This is a genomic window from Microbacterium sp., assembly GCF_051860965.1.
Taxonomy (GTDB): domain Bacteria; phylum Actinomycetota; class Actinomycetes; order Actinomycetales; family Microbacteriaceae; genus Microbacterium.
In genome coordinates, this window is record NZ_JBIMKU010000006.1 from 177,966 (window position 1) to 192,374 (window position 14,409).

12 protein-coding genes are annotated in these 14,409 nt (G+C 69.2%); 1 reads left to right on the top strand and 11 read right to left on the bottom strand.

The window, feature by feature from the left end:
• Positions 1 to 4: 4 nt before the first annotated feature.
• Both xrtR and ACTIFV_RS13270 read right to left on the bottom strand, forming a co-directional pair.
• Positions 5 to 649: an exosortase R gene (gene xrtR / locus ACTIFV_RS13265; protein WP_439593262.1), complete on the bottom strand. Its 645-nt coding sequence runs from the start codon at positions 647 to 649 to the stop codon at positions 5 to 7.
• On the bottom strand, positions 646 to 864 hold the full coding sequence (locus ACTIFV_RS13270) for a hypothetical protein (protein ID WP_439593263.1): 219 nt from the start codon (positions 862 to 864) through the stop codon (positions 646 to 648). The genes xrtR and ACTIFV_RS13270 overlap by 4 nt, the downstream gene beginning before the upstream one ends.
• A 252-nt stretch (positions 865 to 1,116) precedes the next feature.
• On the opposite strand from ACTIFV_RS13270, the gene wecB reads away from it, so the two are divergent.
• A complete protein-coding gene (wecB, locus tag ACTIFV_RS13275; RefSeq protein WP_439593264.1) occupies positions 1,117 to 2,226 on the top strand; it encodes a non-hydrolyzing UDP-N-acetylglucosamine 2-epimerase in 1,110 nt (369 codons plus the stop codon).
• 19 nt (positions 2,227 to 2,245) lie between these two features.
• On the opposite strand, the gene ACTIFV_RS13280 is transcribed toward wecB, so the two are convergent.
• The 9 genes from ACTIFV_RS13280 to ACTIFV_RS13320 all read right to left on the bottom strand — a co-directional run bounded on the left by ACTIFV_RS13280 (position 2,246) and on the right by ACTIFV_RS13320 (position 14,382).
• Positions 2,246 to 2,629 carry an SHOCT domain-containing protein gene (locus ACTIFV_RS13280; RefSeq protein WP_439593265.1) on the bottom strand — a complete coding sequence of 128 codons (384 nt, stop codon included), beginning with the start codon at positions 2,627 to 2,629 and terminating at the stop codon, positions 2,246 to 2,248.
• 88 nt (positions 2,630 to 2,717) lie between these two features.
• Complete coding sequence (pyk, locus tag ACTIFV_RS13285) at positions 2,718 to 4,160, bottom strand: pyruvate kinase (protein WP_439593266.1); 1,443 nt, start codon at positions 4,158 to 4,160, stop codon at positions 2,718 to 2,720.
• Positions 4,161 to 4,213: 53 nt separating this feature from the next.
• Positions 4,214 to 5,680 (bottom strand): glutamate synthase subunit beta, encoded by a 1,467-nt coding sequence (locus ACTIFV_RS13290; protein ID WP_439593267.1) that lies wholly within the window; start codon positions 5,678 to 5,680, stop codon positions 4,214 to 4,216.
• A complete protein-coding gene (gltB, locus tag ACTIFV_RS13295; RefSeq protein ID WP_439593268.1) occupies positions 5,673 to 10,235 on the bottom strand; it encodes a glutamate synthase large subunit in 4,563 nt (1,520 codons plus the stop codon). Before gltB ends, ACTIFV_RS13290 begins: the two co-directional genes overlap by 8 nt.
• 91 nt (positions 10,236 to 10,326) lie before the next feature.
• Entirely contained in the window at positions 10,327 to 11,313 is a 987-nt protein-coding gene (lgt, locus tag ACTIFV_RS13300; RefSeq protein ID WP_439593269.1) for a prolipoprotein diacylglyceryl transferase, read from the bottom strand.
• A gap of 10 nt (positions 11,314 to 11,323) precedes the next feature.
• On the bottom strand, positions 11,324 to 12,124 hold the full coding sequence (gene trpA / locus ACTIFV_RS13305; protein WP_439593270.1) for a tryptophan synthase subunit alpha: 801 nt from the start codon (positions 12,122 to 12,124) through the stop codon (positions 11,324 to 11,326).
• Positions 12,121 to 13,377: a tryptophan synthase subunit beta gene (gene trpB, locus ACTIFV_RS13310; protein ID WP_439593271.1), complete on the bottom strand. Its 1,257-nt coding sequence runs from the start codon at positions 13,375 to 13,377 to the stop codon at positions 12,121 to 12,123. The genes trpA and trpB overlap by 4 nt, the downstream gene beginning before the upstream one ends.
• Complete coding sequence (gene trpC, locus ACTIFV_RS13315; RefSeq protein WP_439593272.1) at positions 13,374 to 14,150, bottom strand: indole-3-glycerol phosphate synthase TrpC; 777 nt, start codon at positions 14,148 to 14,150, stop codon at positions 13,374 to 13,376. Before trpC ends, trpB begins: the two co-directional genes overlap by 4 nt.
• A gap of 1 nt (position 14,151) precedes the next feature.
• Positions 14,152 to 14,382, bottom strand: coding sequence for a DUF6704 family protein (locus tag ACTIFV_RS13320; protein WP_439593273.1), 231 nt, complete (start codon positions 14,380 to 14,382; stop codon positions 14,152 to 14,154).
• Between the last annotated feature and the right edge of the window lie 27 nt (positions 14,383 to 14,409).

A 14,409-nucleotide genomic window follows, 5' to 3' on the forward strand; every position in this document is an offset into this window, starting at 1 on the left:
GTGGTCAGTCCTGCCGGTTGCGGGACTTCTGGGTCCTCCTGCGACCGCCACGAACGACGATCAGGAAGAAGACGAGGAGAGCGCCGGCGATGCCCACGAGCATCAGTGCGGAGCCGAGCGGGCCGTGGACCCAGTGGAAGCCGTCGAGGCCCCACGTGCCCCAGGCGAAGCAGATCGCGGCGAGGCGCACCTGGTTGAGGAGGAACATGCCTGCCACTCCGGCCACGGTCGCGATGAGCACGCGACCCAGGTGCATGCGGACGTTGAGAGCGAACAGCGCGCCGATCGCGAGGATCGGAGCCAGGTAGAACGCGATGGCGCACGAGGCCGTGATGCGGGCGACATGCCAGCCGTCGCCGTCGCCCATCGTGAACGCGATCGACGGCTGATGGGCGCTCCAGGCGAAGACGGTCTCCGAGGCGAAGAGGCCGACCACCATCGTGGACAGCTGCGCTTCGACGAAGCGCATGCCGCTCTCGTCGAGCATGATGAGCGTCGCCGTCGCGAAGAGCATGAGGGCGATCGCTCCGCCCGCGAGGCGTCGGAGCAGTCGCGGGCGCGGCGTCCGCTCACGGGACCGGCGTGCGGGGTCGGCTGCGGTCTGCGCACGAAGATCACGGCGGAGCGGAGAGGCAGCGGCAGCGGTCACGTCCGCACTCCCGGGCGACGGTATCTCGGACGAGGCGTCGCATCGACACCCGCGACGTACGCGCGTCGGCGACGCTCCCGGGCGATCAGCAGCAGTCCGATGAGGGCGGCGACGACGACGAGGGAGATGCCGGCGACCGTCGTGACGAGGGTGCCGCCGGTGAGCGCGAGCACGCCACCGCCGACGATGCCTCCGGTGGGCGGCAGTGTGTACACGGTGGTCTCCTGTGGGCTTCCGGTCGTGACGGATGCGTCAGCCGGGCGGAATCGGTCGTGCATGAACGTATGGGCGTCGGCCCGGCTGCACGCGCGTGAGATGCACGATTGCGTGCGGAGCGCGGGCATTCGTCGCTCTGCGGCGGCCGATTTCGCATTTCGGGCTCTCTTCTTCGCATGGGACGCAGCAGCGCATTCCGGCGAGTCCGAGCGATATCGTGTGGTCGACGGCATCCGAGGACGGGAGAGATCGTGACCAGGTTCACGCAACGCCGCATTGCGATCGTGCTCGGCACCAGGCCTGAGATCATCAAACTCGCGCCGCTCATCAAGGAGCTCGGAGACGAGGCGTACGTCGTACACACCGGTCAGCACTACGACGAGGAGCTGTCGGGGCAGCTCTTCCCCCAGCTGGGCATCCCAGCACCCGATGTCGTGCTCAGCGGCATCGGCGGGCAAGCGCGGTGGACGCAGATCGCCTCGGCCATCGAAGCGCTCGCCGAGGAGTTCTCCCGCAGCCGGCCCGACGTCGTCGTCGTCCAGGGCGACACCAACACGGTGTCAGCAGGCGCGCAGGCCGCGAACTACGCCGGCATCCCCGTCGTCCACGTCGAAGCGGGGCTGCGATCCGACGACCGCAGCATGCCCGAGGAGATCAATCGGCTCGTCACGGGGGTGCTCGCCGACATCCACTGCGCCGCGACGACGCACAACGAGCGCCGTCTGCACGCCGAAGGGGTTCCGGCATCCCGCATCGCCGTCACCGGCAACACCATCGTCGAGGCGACGCGATGGGCTCTCGATCAGCCCGCCGCCCTGCCCGCAGGACTTCCCGACTCAGGCTACGTTCTCGCGACGATCCATCGGCCCGAGAACACCGACACCGCCGAGGCGCTCACCCGCATTCTCGCGCAGCTGAACGAGATCGCCCTTCCCGTCGTGTTCGTCGCGCACCCGCGCACGCGCGCGGCGATCGACCGGTTCGACCTCGCGGCCTTGACCGAGGACATGACGATCCTGCCCTCGACGACCCACACCGAGTTCCTGCAGCTCGCCCAGCGGTCGACGATCCTCGTGTCGGACTCGGGCGGCATCCAGGAGGAGTGCACCGTCCTGAAGAAGCCGCTGCTCGTCCCCCGTCGCAGCACGGAGCGTCCCGAATCGGTGACCGCCGGGTTCTCTCGCATCCTCGGGCCCGAAGACAGCATCTCGGAAGCCGCGATCGCACTTCTCGCCGACCCTGCACTGAGCGAGCGACTGGCGACCATTCCGTCCCCCTACGGCGACGGCACGGCCAGCGCCCGGATCGCGGGCATCTGCCGCCATCTCGCCGAAGACCCCGGCTGGCGCACCGAGCGGTAGCTGAGGGGAACCGAGGGCGTCAGGCGCCGAAGTACTGGTTGCCCAGCGCCTTGCTCTTGAGCGCGTCGAACTCGCCCTGCGAGATGGTCCCGGCATCCAGCAGCGCCTTCGCCTTCGCGATGTCGTCGGAGGGGCTGGCGGATGCCGCGGGCCGGTAGTCGTCGGACTCGGCGACGACACCCCGGCGGACGCCGGCGCGCTCGGCCATGCCGCTCCCTCGCGCGATCAGGTAGACGAGCGCGGTCAGGAACGGCACGAAGACGAGGAAGATGATCCAGAGCGCCTTGAACCACCCGTTGAGCTTCTGATCGCGGAAGAGGTCCGAGATGATCAGGACGACGACGTAGATGTAGGCCGCGACGTAGAAGAACCACAGCAGCAGCCAGAAGGCATCCCAGATCATGAGCTCACCCTTTCGTGAGGCTCGTGCGCGAAAGCACGACGGCCGCGCTCAGCATAGCGAGCGCGGCCGTCGTCGCGACAGAGTACGACTACTCGCGATAGATCGGCGCCTTGCCGTGCACGGCATCGCCGATCTTGTGGATGCGGATGTCGTTGGTCGAGCCGATGATCCCGGGAGGGGATCCCGAGATGACGACGACCTTGTCGCCGACCTTCGCGAGGTCGTTCGAGAGGAAGTAGTCGTCGACCTGGATGAACATGCGGTCGGTGTGGGCCACGTGCTCGACGAGCGTCGACTGCACCCCCCACGTGAGGGCCATGCGGCGACGGATCGCCGGCTCGGGCGTGAAGCCGATCATCGGGATGCTGGGGCGCAGGCGCGACATGCGACGCGCGGTGTCGCCGGACTCGGTGAAGATGCAGAGGTACTTCGCCTCGACGAACTCGGCGACCTCGAGGGCCGCGAGGGTGATCGCGCCACCCTGCGTGCGCGGCTTCGTGTTCAGCGGAGCGATGCGGTCGAGACCGTGGTCCTCGGTGGAGGCGATGATGCGCGCCATCGTCTCGACGACGACGACGGGGTACTTGCCGACGCTCGTCTCGCCCGAGAGCATGACGGCGTCCGCGCCGTCGAGTACCGCGTTGGCGACGTCGCTGGTCTCGGCGCGCGTGGGCACGGGGTTCTCGATCATCGACTCGAGCATCTGCGTCGCGACGATGACGGGCTTCGCCATGCGGCGGCACAGCTCGACGGCGCGCTTCTGCACGATGGGAACGGCCTCGAGCGGCAGCTCGACGCCGAGGTCGCCGCGAGCCACCATGATGCCGTCGAAGGCGTCGATGATCTCCTCGAGGTGGTCGACGGCCTGCGGCTTCTCGATCTTGGCGATGACCGGGACGTGGCGCCCCTCTTCGGCCATGATGACGTGCACGCGCTGGACGTCCTTCGCGTCGCGCACGAACGAGAGCGCGACGAGGTCGCATCCGGCCTGCAGGCCCCAGCGGAGGTCCGCCTCGTCCTTCTCGGACAGCGCGGGCACGTTCACGGCCACGCCGGGCAGGTTGATGCCCTTGTTGTTGGAGACCGGGCCGGCGACGATGACCTTCGTCGTGACGACGGGCCCGTCCACGCTCTCGACCTGGACGCGCACCTTGCCGTCGTCGATCAGGAGGTAGTCGCCCTTCTTGACGTCGTCGGGAAGACCCTTGAAGGTCGTCGAGACGATCTCCTTCGTGCCGGGCACGTCCTCTGCGGTGATCTTGAAGATGTCGCCCACCGCCAGGTCGTGGGGCCCGTCGGCGAACTTTCCGAGGCGGATCTTCGGCCCCTGCAGGTCGACCAGGATCGCGACGGGACGACCGGCATCCTCTGCTGCCTTGCGCACGTTCGCGAAGTTGTTGTCGTGAACCGAGTAGTCCCCGTGGCTCAGGTTGAATCTGGCGACGTCGACCCCCGCATCGATGATCGCGCGGACCATCTCATACGACGACGTTGCGGGTCCCAGTGTGGCGACGATCTTGGCGCGTCTCATCCGTGTCTTTCTTCGTGGGGGGTGAATTCGTTGGCAGAGGAGCCGATTTCAGCCTACGCGGGCTGAAGGCCGATCGCGAGATCGGTCGGGCGAACGGGCGACGGCAGTTCGGTCTCGCCCATGAGGTAGGCGTCGACGCTGGCCGCGACCGCACGGCCCTCGGCGATGGCCCAGACGATGAGCGACTGGCCTCGGCCGGCGTCGCCCGCGACGAAGACGCCGGGCGCCGTCGTCTGGTAGTCGTCCTCGCGCAGCACGTTGCCGCGTTCGGTGAATCGCGCATCGAGCTGGTCTTCGAGGAGGGCGCGCTCGGGGCCGGTGAAGCCCATGGCGATCAGGACGAGGTCGGCGGGGATCTCGCGCTCGGTGCCGCTCTTGGGAACCCGTCGGCCGTCCACGAACTCCGTCTCGGCCACGCGGAGTGCGCGGACCTCGCCCGCCCCGTTGCCCAGGAACTCGACCGTCGAGGCGAGGTACGACCGCTCGCCGCCCTCTTCGTGCGCGGACGACACCTCGAACACGAGCGGGGCCATCGGCCACGGCTGGTGATCGGGGCGCTCTCCCGGGGGCCGCTTGCCGATCGCGAGGTTCGTGACGGTCAGCGCGCCATGGCGGTGCGCCGTGCCGATGCAGTCGGCGCCGGTGTCGCCGCCGCCGATCACGACGACGTGCTTGCCCTCGGCCGAGATCTGGTTCGGCACGCTGTCGCCGGCCACCGCGTGGTTCGACTCGACGAGGTACTCCATCGCGAAGTGCACGCCCGCGAGGTCGCGGCCGGGGATCGGCAGCTCGCGCGGCACCGTGGCGCCCGTTGCGACGACCACGGCGTCGTAGCGCGATCGCAGGTCGTCCCACGAGATGTCCTTGCCGATCTCGACGCCGGCCCGGAATCGGGTGCCCTCGTCCTGCATCTGCCGCAGGCGCGCGTCGATGTGGCGCTTCTCCATCTTGAAGTCCGGGATGCCGTAGCGCAGCAGTCCACCGATGCGGTCGTCCCGCTCGAACACGGCGACGGTGTGACCCGCCCGCGTCAGCTGCTGTGCGGCCGCGAGGCCGGCGGGGCCGGAGCCGACGACGGCGACGGTCTTGCCGGTCAGCCGCCCCGGCGGCTCGGGCTCGATCCATCCGCTTCCGAACGCCTCGTCGGCGATCGAGACCTCGATCTGCTTGATCGTCACCGCCGGCTGGTTGATGCCCAGCACGCAGGAGCTCTCGCACGGCGCCGGGCACAGACGACCCGTGAACTCGGGGAAGTTGTTCGTCGCGTGCAGCCGCTCGCTCGCGGCGCGACCCTCGCCGCGCCACGTGAAGTCGTTCCACTCGGGAATCAGATTGCCGAGAGGGCAGCCCTTGTGGCAGAACGGGATGCCGCAGTCCATGCACCGGCCGGCCTGACGGCGCAGAACCGCCGAGTCGCCAGGCTCGTAGACCTCTTTCCAGTCCATGATGCGTACGGGCACCGGGCGGCGAGGGGGAAGCTCGCGCTCGGTGGCCTTGAGAAAGCCCTTCGGGTCAGCCACCCGTCACCTCCAGGATGCGGTTCCAGACGACGTCGCCGTCGGGGTCGAGTCCCTCCGCGACGGCGTTCTGCCGCGTCTGCAGGACGGCGGCGTAGTCGCGCGGAAGGACGCGGACGAAGTTGTCGATCTCGGAGTCGAAGTCGGCGAGGAGGGATGCCGCGAGCGCGGAGTCCGTCTCCTTCGCGTGCTGGGTGAGGAGATCACGCAGGATCTCCGCGTCGCCCGACCCGAGCGGCCCCAGCTCGAGCTCGCCGTTCTTCAGCGCCTCGCGGTTGACGAGCGCCTCGTCGAGCTTGTAGACGTAGGCGGTGCCGCCCGACATCCCGGCGCCGAGGTTGCGGCCCGTGCGACCGAGGATCACGGCGAGACCGCCGGTCATGTACTCGAGCGCGTGGTCGCCCACGCCTTCGACGACCGCCGTCGCGCCGGAGTTGCGGACGAAGAACCGTTCGCCCACGACGCCGGAGAGGAACATGGTGCCCTGCGTCGCGCCGTAGCCGATGACATTGCCCGCGATGACGTTCTCAGAGGCGTCGAAGGATGCGGCGCGCGGGGGCCGCACGACGATCTGACCGCCCGACAGCCCCTTGCCGACGTAGTCGTTCGAGTCGCCCTCGAGGCGCAGGGTGATGCCCGCGGGCATGAACGCTCCGAAGGACTGCCCGGCCGAGCCCGTGAGGTTGACCTCGATCGAACCGGACCGCAGGCCGTTCGCCCCGTGTGCCCGTGTGACGTGGTGCCCGAGCAGTGTGCCGACGGCACGCGCGGTGTTGCGCACCGGCAGGTCGATCGAGATATGGCCGCCGTCGGCGAGCACGCCGCCCGCCTGCTCGATGATCTGGATGTCGAAGTGCTCGTCGAGCTCGTGGTCCTGCGCGCGGATGTTCCGGCGCATCTCGTCCTCGCCGAACTGCGGACCCTCGAGGATCGGCGCGAGATCCATGCCGCTCGCCTTCCAGTGCTCGACCGCACCGTCCACGTCGAGCAGGTCGTTGCGGCCGATGATCTCGTCGAGTGTGCGGTAGCCCAGCTCTGCGAGCAGTTCGCGGACCTCTTCGGCGATGAACTCCATGAAGTTCACGACGAACTCGGGTTTGCCGGTGAACCGCTCGCGCAGCACGGGGTTCTGCGTCGCGACTCCCACGGGGCACGTGTCGAGGTGGCACACGCGCATCATGACGCATCCCGAGACGACGAGCGGTGCCGTCGCGAAGCCGAACTCCTCGGCGCCCAGGAGCGCGCCGATGATGACGTCCCGACCGGTCTTGAGCTGCCCGTCGACCTGGACGACCACGCGGTCGCGCATGCCGTTGAGCATGAGCGTCTGCTGCGTCTCGGCGAGCCCGAGCTCCCACGGCGTTCCCGCGTGCTTGAGCGAGTTCAGCGGGCTGGCGCCCGTGCCGCCGTCGTGGCCCGACACGAGGATGACGTCGGCAAGCGCCTTCGCGGTGCCCGCGGCGACCGCGCCGATGCCGGACTGGCTGACGAGCTTGACGTGGATGCGGGCGTTCGGGTTGGCGCGCTTGAGATCGAAGATGAGCTGCTTGAGGTCTTCGATCGAGTAGATGTCGTGGTGCGGGGGCGGCGAGATGAGGCCCACCCCTGCGGTCGCGTGACGCGTGCGCGCGACCCACGGGTACACCTTCGTCGGCGGCAGCTGGCCGCCTTCGCCGGGCTTCGCACCCTGAGCCAGTTTGATCTGGATGTCGTCGGCCTCGGTCAGATAGAGGCTCGTGACGCCGAAGCGACCCGAGGCGACCTGCTTGATCGCGCTCCGGCGCGTGGGGTCGAGCAGACGGTCGACGTCCTCGCCGCCCTCGCCCGTGTTGGACTTCGCGCCGATCGAGTTCATCGCGATCGCGAGCGTCTCGTGCGCCTCGCTCGAGATCGAGCCGTAGCTCATCGCGCCCGTCGAGAAGCGCTTCACGATCGCCGCGACGGACTCCACCTCGTCGATGGGCACGGCCGGCCGCTGGCCGGTCTTGAGCCGGAAGAGCCCGCGAAGTGTCTTGAGCTCCTGCGCCTGGTCGTCGACGAGCTTCGTGTACTCGCGGAAGATGTCGTAGCGGCGGGTGCGCGTCGAGTGCTGCAGACGGAAGACCGTGTCGGGATTGAACAGGTGGGGCGAGCCGTCACGGCGCCACTGGTACTCGCCGCCCGTCCACAGGCGCTCGTGTGCGCGGACCGCGGCATCCTCCGGATACGCGTACTCGTGCCGACGGGCGTTCTCGGCCGCGATGACGTCGAGCCCGACTCCCCCGAGCTTGGACTCGGTGCCGGTGAAGTAGGCCGAGATGAACTCGTCCGACAGGCCGACCGCCTCGAACACCTGCGCGCCCGCGTAGGACGAGACGGTCGAGATGCCCATCTTGGACATGATCTTGAGCACGCCCTTGCCGAGCGCGTAGATGAGGTTCTTGACGGCCTTCTCGGGCGTGATGCCCGTGATGTAGCCGGCGCGGACGAGGTACTCGACCGTCTCCATCGCGAGGTACGGGTTGACGGCCGACGCCCCGTAGCCGATGAGGGTCGCGACGTGGTGCACTTCGCGCACGTCGCCCGCCTCGACGACGAGGCCCACGCGCATGCGCGTCTCGTTGCGGATGAGGTGGTGGTGCACCGCGGCGAGCATGAGCAGCGACGGAATGGGCGCGAGGTCCTTGTTCGAGTCGCGGTCGCTCAGCACGATGAACTCCGCGCCGTCCTCGATCGCCTGGTCGACTTCTCGGCACATCTGCGCGAGCCGCTTGTTCATGCCCTTCGCGCCGGACTCGACGCGGTAGAGGCCGCGGATCGTGACCGAGGAACGACCGGGCAGCGCCGTGTGGATGTGCTGGATCTTGGCGAGCTCGTCGTTGTCGATGACGGGGAAGTCGAGGGCGACGCTGCGCGTGTGCTCCGGTCCCCACGCGAGCAGGTTGCGCTCGGGGCCGAGGCCGAGCGCGAGCGAGGTGACCACCTCTTCGCGGATCGAGTCGAGTGGCGGATTGGTGACCTGCGCGAACTGCTGCGTGAAGTAGTCGAAGAGCAGACGGGGGCGCTCGCTGAGAACGGCGACGGGCGTGTCCGAGCCCATCGCGCCGAGCGGCTCCGCGCCGTTCTGGCCCATCGGGGTCAGGAGGATCTTGACCTCCTCCTCCGTGTACCCGAACGTGCGCTGGCGGCGGGTGATCGAGGCGATGGGATGCACGATGTGCTCGCGCTCGGGGAGGTCGGCGAGGCGCACGCGCCCGGCATCCAGCCACTCCTGCCACGGGTGCATCGTCGCGAGGTCGCGCTTGATCTCGTCGTCCTCGATGATGCGGCCCTGTGCCGTGTCGACGAGGAACATGCGGCCGGGGCGCAGGCGTCCCCGGCGCTTGATGCGCTCGGGTTCGAAGTCGAGCACGCCGGTCTCGCTGCCGATCACGACGATGCCGTCGGTCGTCTCGGTCCAGCGGCCGGGGCGCAGACCGTTGCGGTCGAGAGTCGCGCCGACGAGCGTGCCGTCGGTGAAGATGAGCGCGGCCGGGCCGTCCCACGGCTCCATCTGCATCGAGTGGAAGTCGTAGAAGGCGCGCAGCTCGGGGTCGATGTCGGTCTGCTTCTCGTAGGCCTCGGGCACCATCATCATGATCGCGTGCGGCAGGCTGCGCCCGGTCAGCGTGAGCAGCTCGAGGACCTCGTCGAAGGATGCCGAGTCGCTCGCCCCCTCGGTGCAGATGGGAAGCAGCGGGCGGATGTCGCCGATCAGCTCCGACTCGAGCTGCGACTGGCGCGCCCGCATCCAGTTGCGGTTGCCGTTGACGGTGTTGATCTCGCCGTTGTGGGCGAGCATGCGCAGGGGCTGAGCGAGCGGCCACGAGGGGAACGTGTTCGTCGAGTAGCGGGAGTGCACGACGGCGAGCTCGGAGGCGAATCGGTCGTCGGACAGATCGGGGTAGAACGGCTCGAGCTGGAGCGTGGTGACCATGCCCTTGTAGCCGAGCGTGCGGCTCGACAGCGACACGAAGTACGCGTCGAGCTCGGTGCGGGCGCGCTTGCGCAGCCGGAAGGTGCGGCGATCCAGGGCGATGCCCTCGAGCTCCGCGCCGCTCGAGACGAACAGCTGCTCGAACACGGGACGGGCCGCGAACGCGAGCTTGCCCAGGTGGGCGTCGTCGGTGGGGACGACGCGCCAGCCGAGGACGGTGAGGCCCTCGGACGCCGCGATCCGCTCGATGCCGTCCTTCTGCGCCGCCCGGGCGTCGTCGTCCTGAGGCAGGAAGGCGAGACCCGCGGCGTACCGGCCGACGGCGGGCAGCTCGAACTCGACGACCGCGCGCAGGAAGGCATCCGGCATCTGGGTGAGGATGCCGGCGCCGTCGCCGGTTCCCGCGTCGGAGCCGATCGCGCCGCGGTGCTCGAGGTTGCGCAGCGCCGTCAGAGCGAGGTCGATGATCTCGTGGCTCGCCTCACCGCGGAGCGTGGCGACCATCGCGAGGCCGCACGCGTCCTTCTCGGAGGCAGGGTTGTACATGCCCTGCTTGGCGGGGAACGCCGCCAGGGTGGCGGCGCGAGGGGAGCGAGAAGCCATACCAACCGTCCTCACATGAGTTGCTCTGGATGGGACGACGTCGGCCCGTGCACATTGGGAATGCGGCGCGCTAGGGGGGAAGGAGCGCGTCTTACTTCGTGGCGACTGTGCTTGTGGCGGTGCCCTCGGTGACGGCGTCGATCGGTGGTTCGCTGACATCGACGTAGTCCGCGTCCTGAGATTGTACCGTGCCCTTGGGCGTCCACTCGCGCCCCGGCTTGTACGGCGACGGCTCGAAGCCCGGGTGACGGCGCTTCTGGACGAAGAAGATGACGATGCCGACCGCGACGCCGATGATCGCGGCCCACACGTTGGTGCGCAGGCCCAGGATGATGTCGCTCGGGTCGATGCGGATCGATTCCCACACGATGCGGCCCGCGCTGTACCAGATCAGGTAGATCGCGAAGACGCGACCCCACTGGAGGCGGAACCGGCGGCCCACGTAGAGCAGCACGAAGACGCCCATCGTGTTCCAGATCACCTCGTAGAGGAATGTGGGGTGGAACAGCGTGCCCTCGGGGAGCCCTGCGGGCCACGCCGCATTCGGGTAGTCGATCTCGAGGCCCCACGGGAGGTCGGTCGGCAGGCCGTAGAGCTCCTGGTTGAACCAGTTGCCGAAGCGACCGAGGGCCTGCGCGAGGAGGAGCCCGGGCGCGAGGGCGTCGGCGAAGGTCCAGAACCGGATGCCCGTCCACTTGCAGCCGAGCCACGCGCCGATGGCGCCTCCGATGAGCGACCCGTAGATCGCGATGCCGCCGTCCCAGACGTTCCAGATGGCATCCTTCACGAACGGGTTCCACCATTCGCGGCCGTCGCCGAAGTAGAAGCTCGCGTGCGTGAACACGTGATAGAACCGCGCGATGATGATCGCGAGCGGCACCGCGATGAGCGAGATGTCGATGACGACCCACGGCTCGGCGCCGCGCTTGGTGAGGCGGTGGTTCGTGATCAGCACGGCCGCCACGATGCCCGTGATGATGCACAGCGCATAGAAGTGGATCGTGAGCGGGCCGAGCTGGAAGGAGCTGATCGACGGGCTCGGGATGCTGGCGACGACGCTCGCGGCGGAGGAAAGCATGAGTGCGAGTTTAGTTGCCGGTGGCGGACGCCGTGACCGTGCCGGCCGCGAGGGCGCGGGCCGTCTCGGCGAGGCCGTCGAGACCCCCGTCGCGCAGGGCGCGCACGAGCGCCGTGCCCACGATCGCGCCGTCGGCGTAGTCGAGCACGCTCGCGACCTGCTCGGCATTGGAGATGCCGATTCCGACGCACGCGTGCTCGACACCGTGCTCGCGCAGCCGCGCGACGAGCGTGCGGGCCGCGGCATCCAGCTGCGCCCTCTCCCCGGTGATGCCCATCGTCGAGACCGTGTAGACGAACCCGGTCGAGTTCTCGACGATGAGGGCGAGTCGCTCGTCGGTCGAGGTGGGCGCGGCGAGGAAGACGCGGTCGAGGCCCGTGCGCTCGCTCGCGGCGATCCAGTCGGCCGCGGCGTCGGGCGTGATGTCGGGAGTGATGAGGCCCGCTCCCCCGGCGGCGAGCAGTTCGTCGGCATAGCGGTCGACGCCGAACTGCAGCACGGGGTTGATGTAGGTCATGACGAGGATCGGGACGTCGGTGCGCCGTGCGATCTCGCGGACGGCGGTGAACGTGTCGCGCAGGCGGAACCCGCCCGCGAGCGCGGCCTGCGTGGCCTCCTGGATGACGGTGCCGTCCATCACCGGGTCGGAGTACGGCGGACCGAGCTCGAGGATGTCGGCACCGCTCTCGGCGAGGGTGACGGCGGCATCGATGCTCGTCTGAAGATCGGGGAAGCCGAGCGGCAGGTAGCCGACGAAGGCGCCGCGGCCCTCCGCCTTCGCGCGGGCGATCGCGGCGGCGACGCGGCTCACAGCTCGGTTCCTTCGCCCTTGGCGGCGTCCTCCTCGGGAGCGGGCGGCAGCGGCTCGCGGTCGTACAGGTCGAAGTAGCGGGCCGCGGTGTCCATGTCCTTGTCACCGCGCCCGCTCAGGCACACGGCGAGGATCGCGTCGGGCCCCAGCTCGCGGCCGATGCGGAGGGCGCCCGCGAGCGCGTGCGCCGACTCGATGGCCGGGATGATCCCCTCGGTGCGCGAGAGCAGCCGGAGCGCCTGCATCGCCTCGTCGTCGGTCGCGGGGATGTAGTCCGCGCGTCCGATCGAGGCGAGCCACGAGTGCTCGGGACCCACGCCCGGATAGTCGAGACCCGCCGAGATCGAGTGCGATTCGACGGTCTGGCCGTCCTCGTCCTGCAGCACGAAGGTCTTCGCGCCGTGCAGCACCCCGGGGCGTCCGCGTTCGATGGATGCCGCGTGCCGATCGGTGTCGACGCCGTCGCCGGCCGCCTCGACGCCGTACAGCCTGACGCCCTCGTCGTCGAGGAACGCGTCGAACATTCCGATGGCGTTCGAGCCGCCGCCCACGCACGCGAGGACCGCATCGGGCAGTCGGCCGACCTCGTCCAGGAGCTGCTGACGAGCCTCCTCGCCGATGACCTTCTGGAAGTCGCGGACCATCGCGGGGAAGGGATGCGGGCCGGCGGCCGTGCCGAAGATGTAGTTGGTGTCCTCGACGCTGGCGACCCAGTCGCGGTACGCGTCGTTGATGGCGTCCTTGAGCGTGCGGGAGCCCGTCGTCACGGGCACGACCTCGGCGCCGAGCAGACGCATGCGCGCGACGTTGAGCGCCTGGCGCTCGGTGTCGACCTCGCCCATGTAGATGGTGCAGTCGAAGCCGAACAGCGCCGCCGCCGTCGCCGTCGCGACCCCGTGCTGGCCAGCGCCGGTCTCGGCGATGACGCGGGTCTTGCCGAGCCGCTTCGTGAGCAGCGCCTGCCCCAGTACGTTGTTGATCTTGTGCGAGCCCGTGTGGTTGAGGTCCTCGCGCTTGAGGAACACGCGGGCTCCCCCGGCGTGCTCGGCGAACCGGGGCACCTCGGTGATGATCGACGGTCGCCCGGCGTACGTGAGCAGGAGGTTCACGAACTCGGCGTGGAACGCGGGATCAGCCTTCGCCGCCTCGTACTCCGCCGTCAGCTCGTCGATCGCGGCGATGAGCGATTCGGGCATGTAGCGCCCGCCGAAGTCGCCGAAGAAGGGGCCGGACGCGTCGCGCAGCAGAGTCACGACCCGGCCTCCAGGAATGCGTGCAGGGTCGACACGGGGTCGTTGGTCACGAGAGCCTCTCCGACGAGGACGACGTCCGCGCCCGCGCTGCGATAGTGGGCGACATCGGCGGGGGCCAGCACCGCGGATTCGGCGATCTTGACGGCATCGGCCGGAATGCGATCGGCCAGGCGGCCGAAGAGATCGCGGTCCAGGGCGAAGGTGGACAGGTCGCGGGCGTTGACGCCGATGAGCTTCGCGCCGAGATCGGCGGCCGTCTCGACCTCGCCCGCCGAGTGGGTCTCGACGAGGGGCGTCATGCCGAGTTCGAGCACGAGCCTGTGCAGTCGCGTGAGAACGGGCTGCGCGAGCGCGGCGACGATGAGCAGCACGAGATCGGCGCCGGATGCACGAGCTTCGAGCACCTGATACTCGGTCGCGATGAAGTCCTTGCGGAGCACGGGCACCTCGACGGCGGCCTTGACGGCCTCGAGGTCGGCGAGACTGCCTTTGAATCGGCGTCCTTCGGTCAGGACCGAGATCGCCGAAGCCCCGCCCTGCTGGTAGAGCCGCGCCTGATGGGCGGGATCGGGGATGGATGCCAGGTCACCGCGCGAAGGACTCGCGCGCTTCACCTCGGCGATGATCTTGACGCGGTCCGCGGGCGCGAGCGCTGCGAGGGCGTCGACCGCGGGCGCCTGCGCGAGCGCAGCGCGCTCCACGACGGCGACGGGCCGCTCGGCCGAGCGGGCCTCGGCATCCTCCACCGCGCCGGCCGTGAGGTCGGCGAGCACGTCAGTGGGCTTTCGAGGAGTACTTCGGCCCGTTGACGCCGTAGCCCGCCTTGGCCATGGCCCAGCCGACGATGGCGCCGACGACGAGCAGACCCGCGGATGCCCAGACGAGGACGGGCATGTCGAACCAGTAGAAGAGCGTGCCCAGCGTGACGGCGACGAGCATGATCACGACAGCCGTCCAAGCGGCCGGGGAGTGTCCGTGGCCGGGGTCGCTGATGTCGTTGCTCATGGGTTCCTCCGAGTTGTCGCGGGTTGT

Excerpts from the sequence above, each read along its gene's own strand:
- ACTIFV_RS13280 (WP_439593265.1), bottom strand. The coding sequence starts at position 2,629 with ATGATCTGGGATGCCTTCTGGCTGCTGCTGTGGTTCTTCTACGTCGCG.
- pyk (WP_439593266.1), bottom strand. The coding sequence starts at position 4,160 with ATGAGACGCGCCAAGATCGTCGCCACACTGGGACCCGCAACGTCGTCG.
- gltB (WP_439593268.1), bottom strand. The coding sequence starts at position 10,235 with ATGGCTTCTCGCTCCCCTCGCGCCGCCACCCTGGCGGCGTTCCCCGCC.
- lgt (WP_439593269.1), bottom strand. The coding sequence starts at position 11,313 with ATGCTTTCCTCCGCCGCGAGCGTCGTCGCCAGCATCCCGAGCCCGTCG.
- ACTIFV_RS13320 (WP_439593273.1), bottom strand. The coding sequence starts at position 14,382 with ATGAGCAACGACATCAGCGACCCCGGCCACGGACACTCCCCGGCCGCT.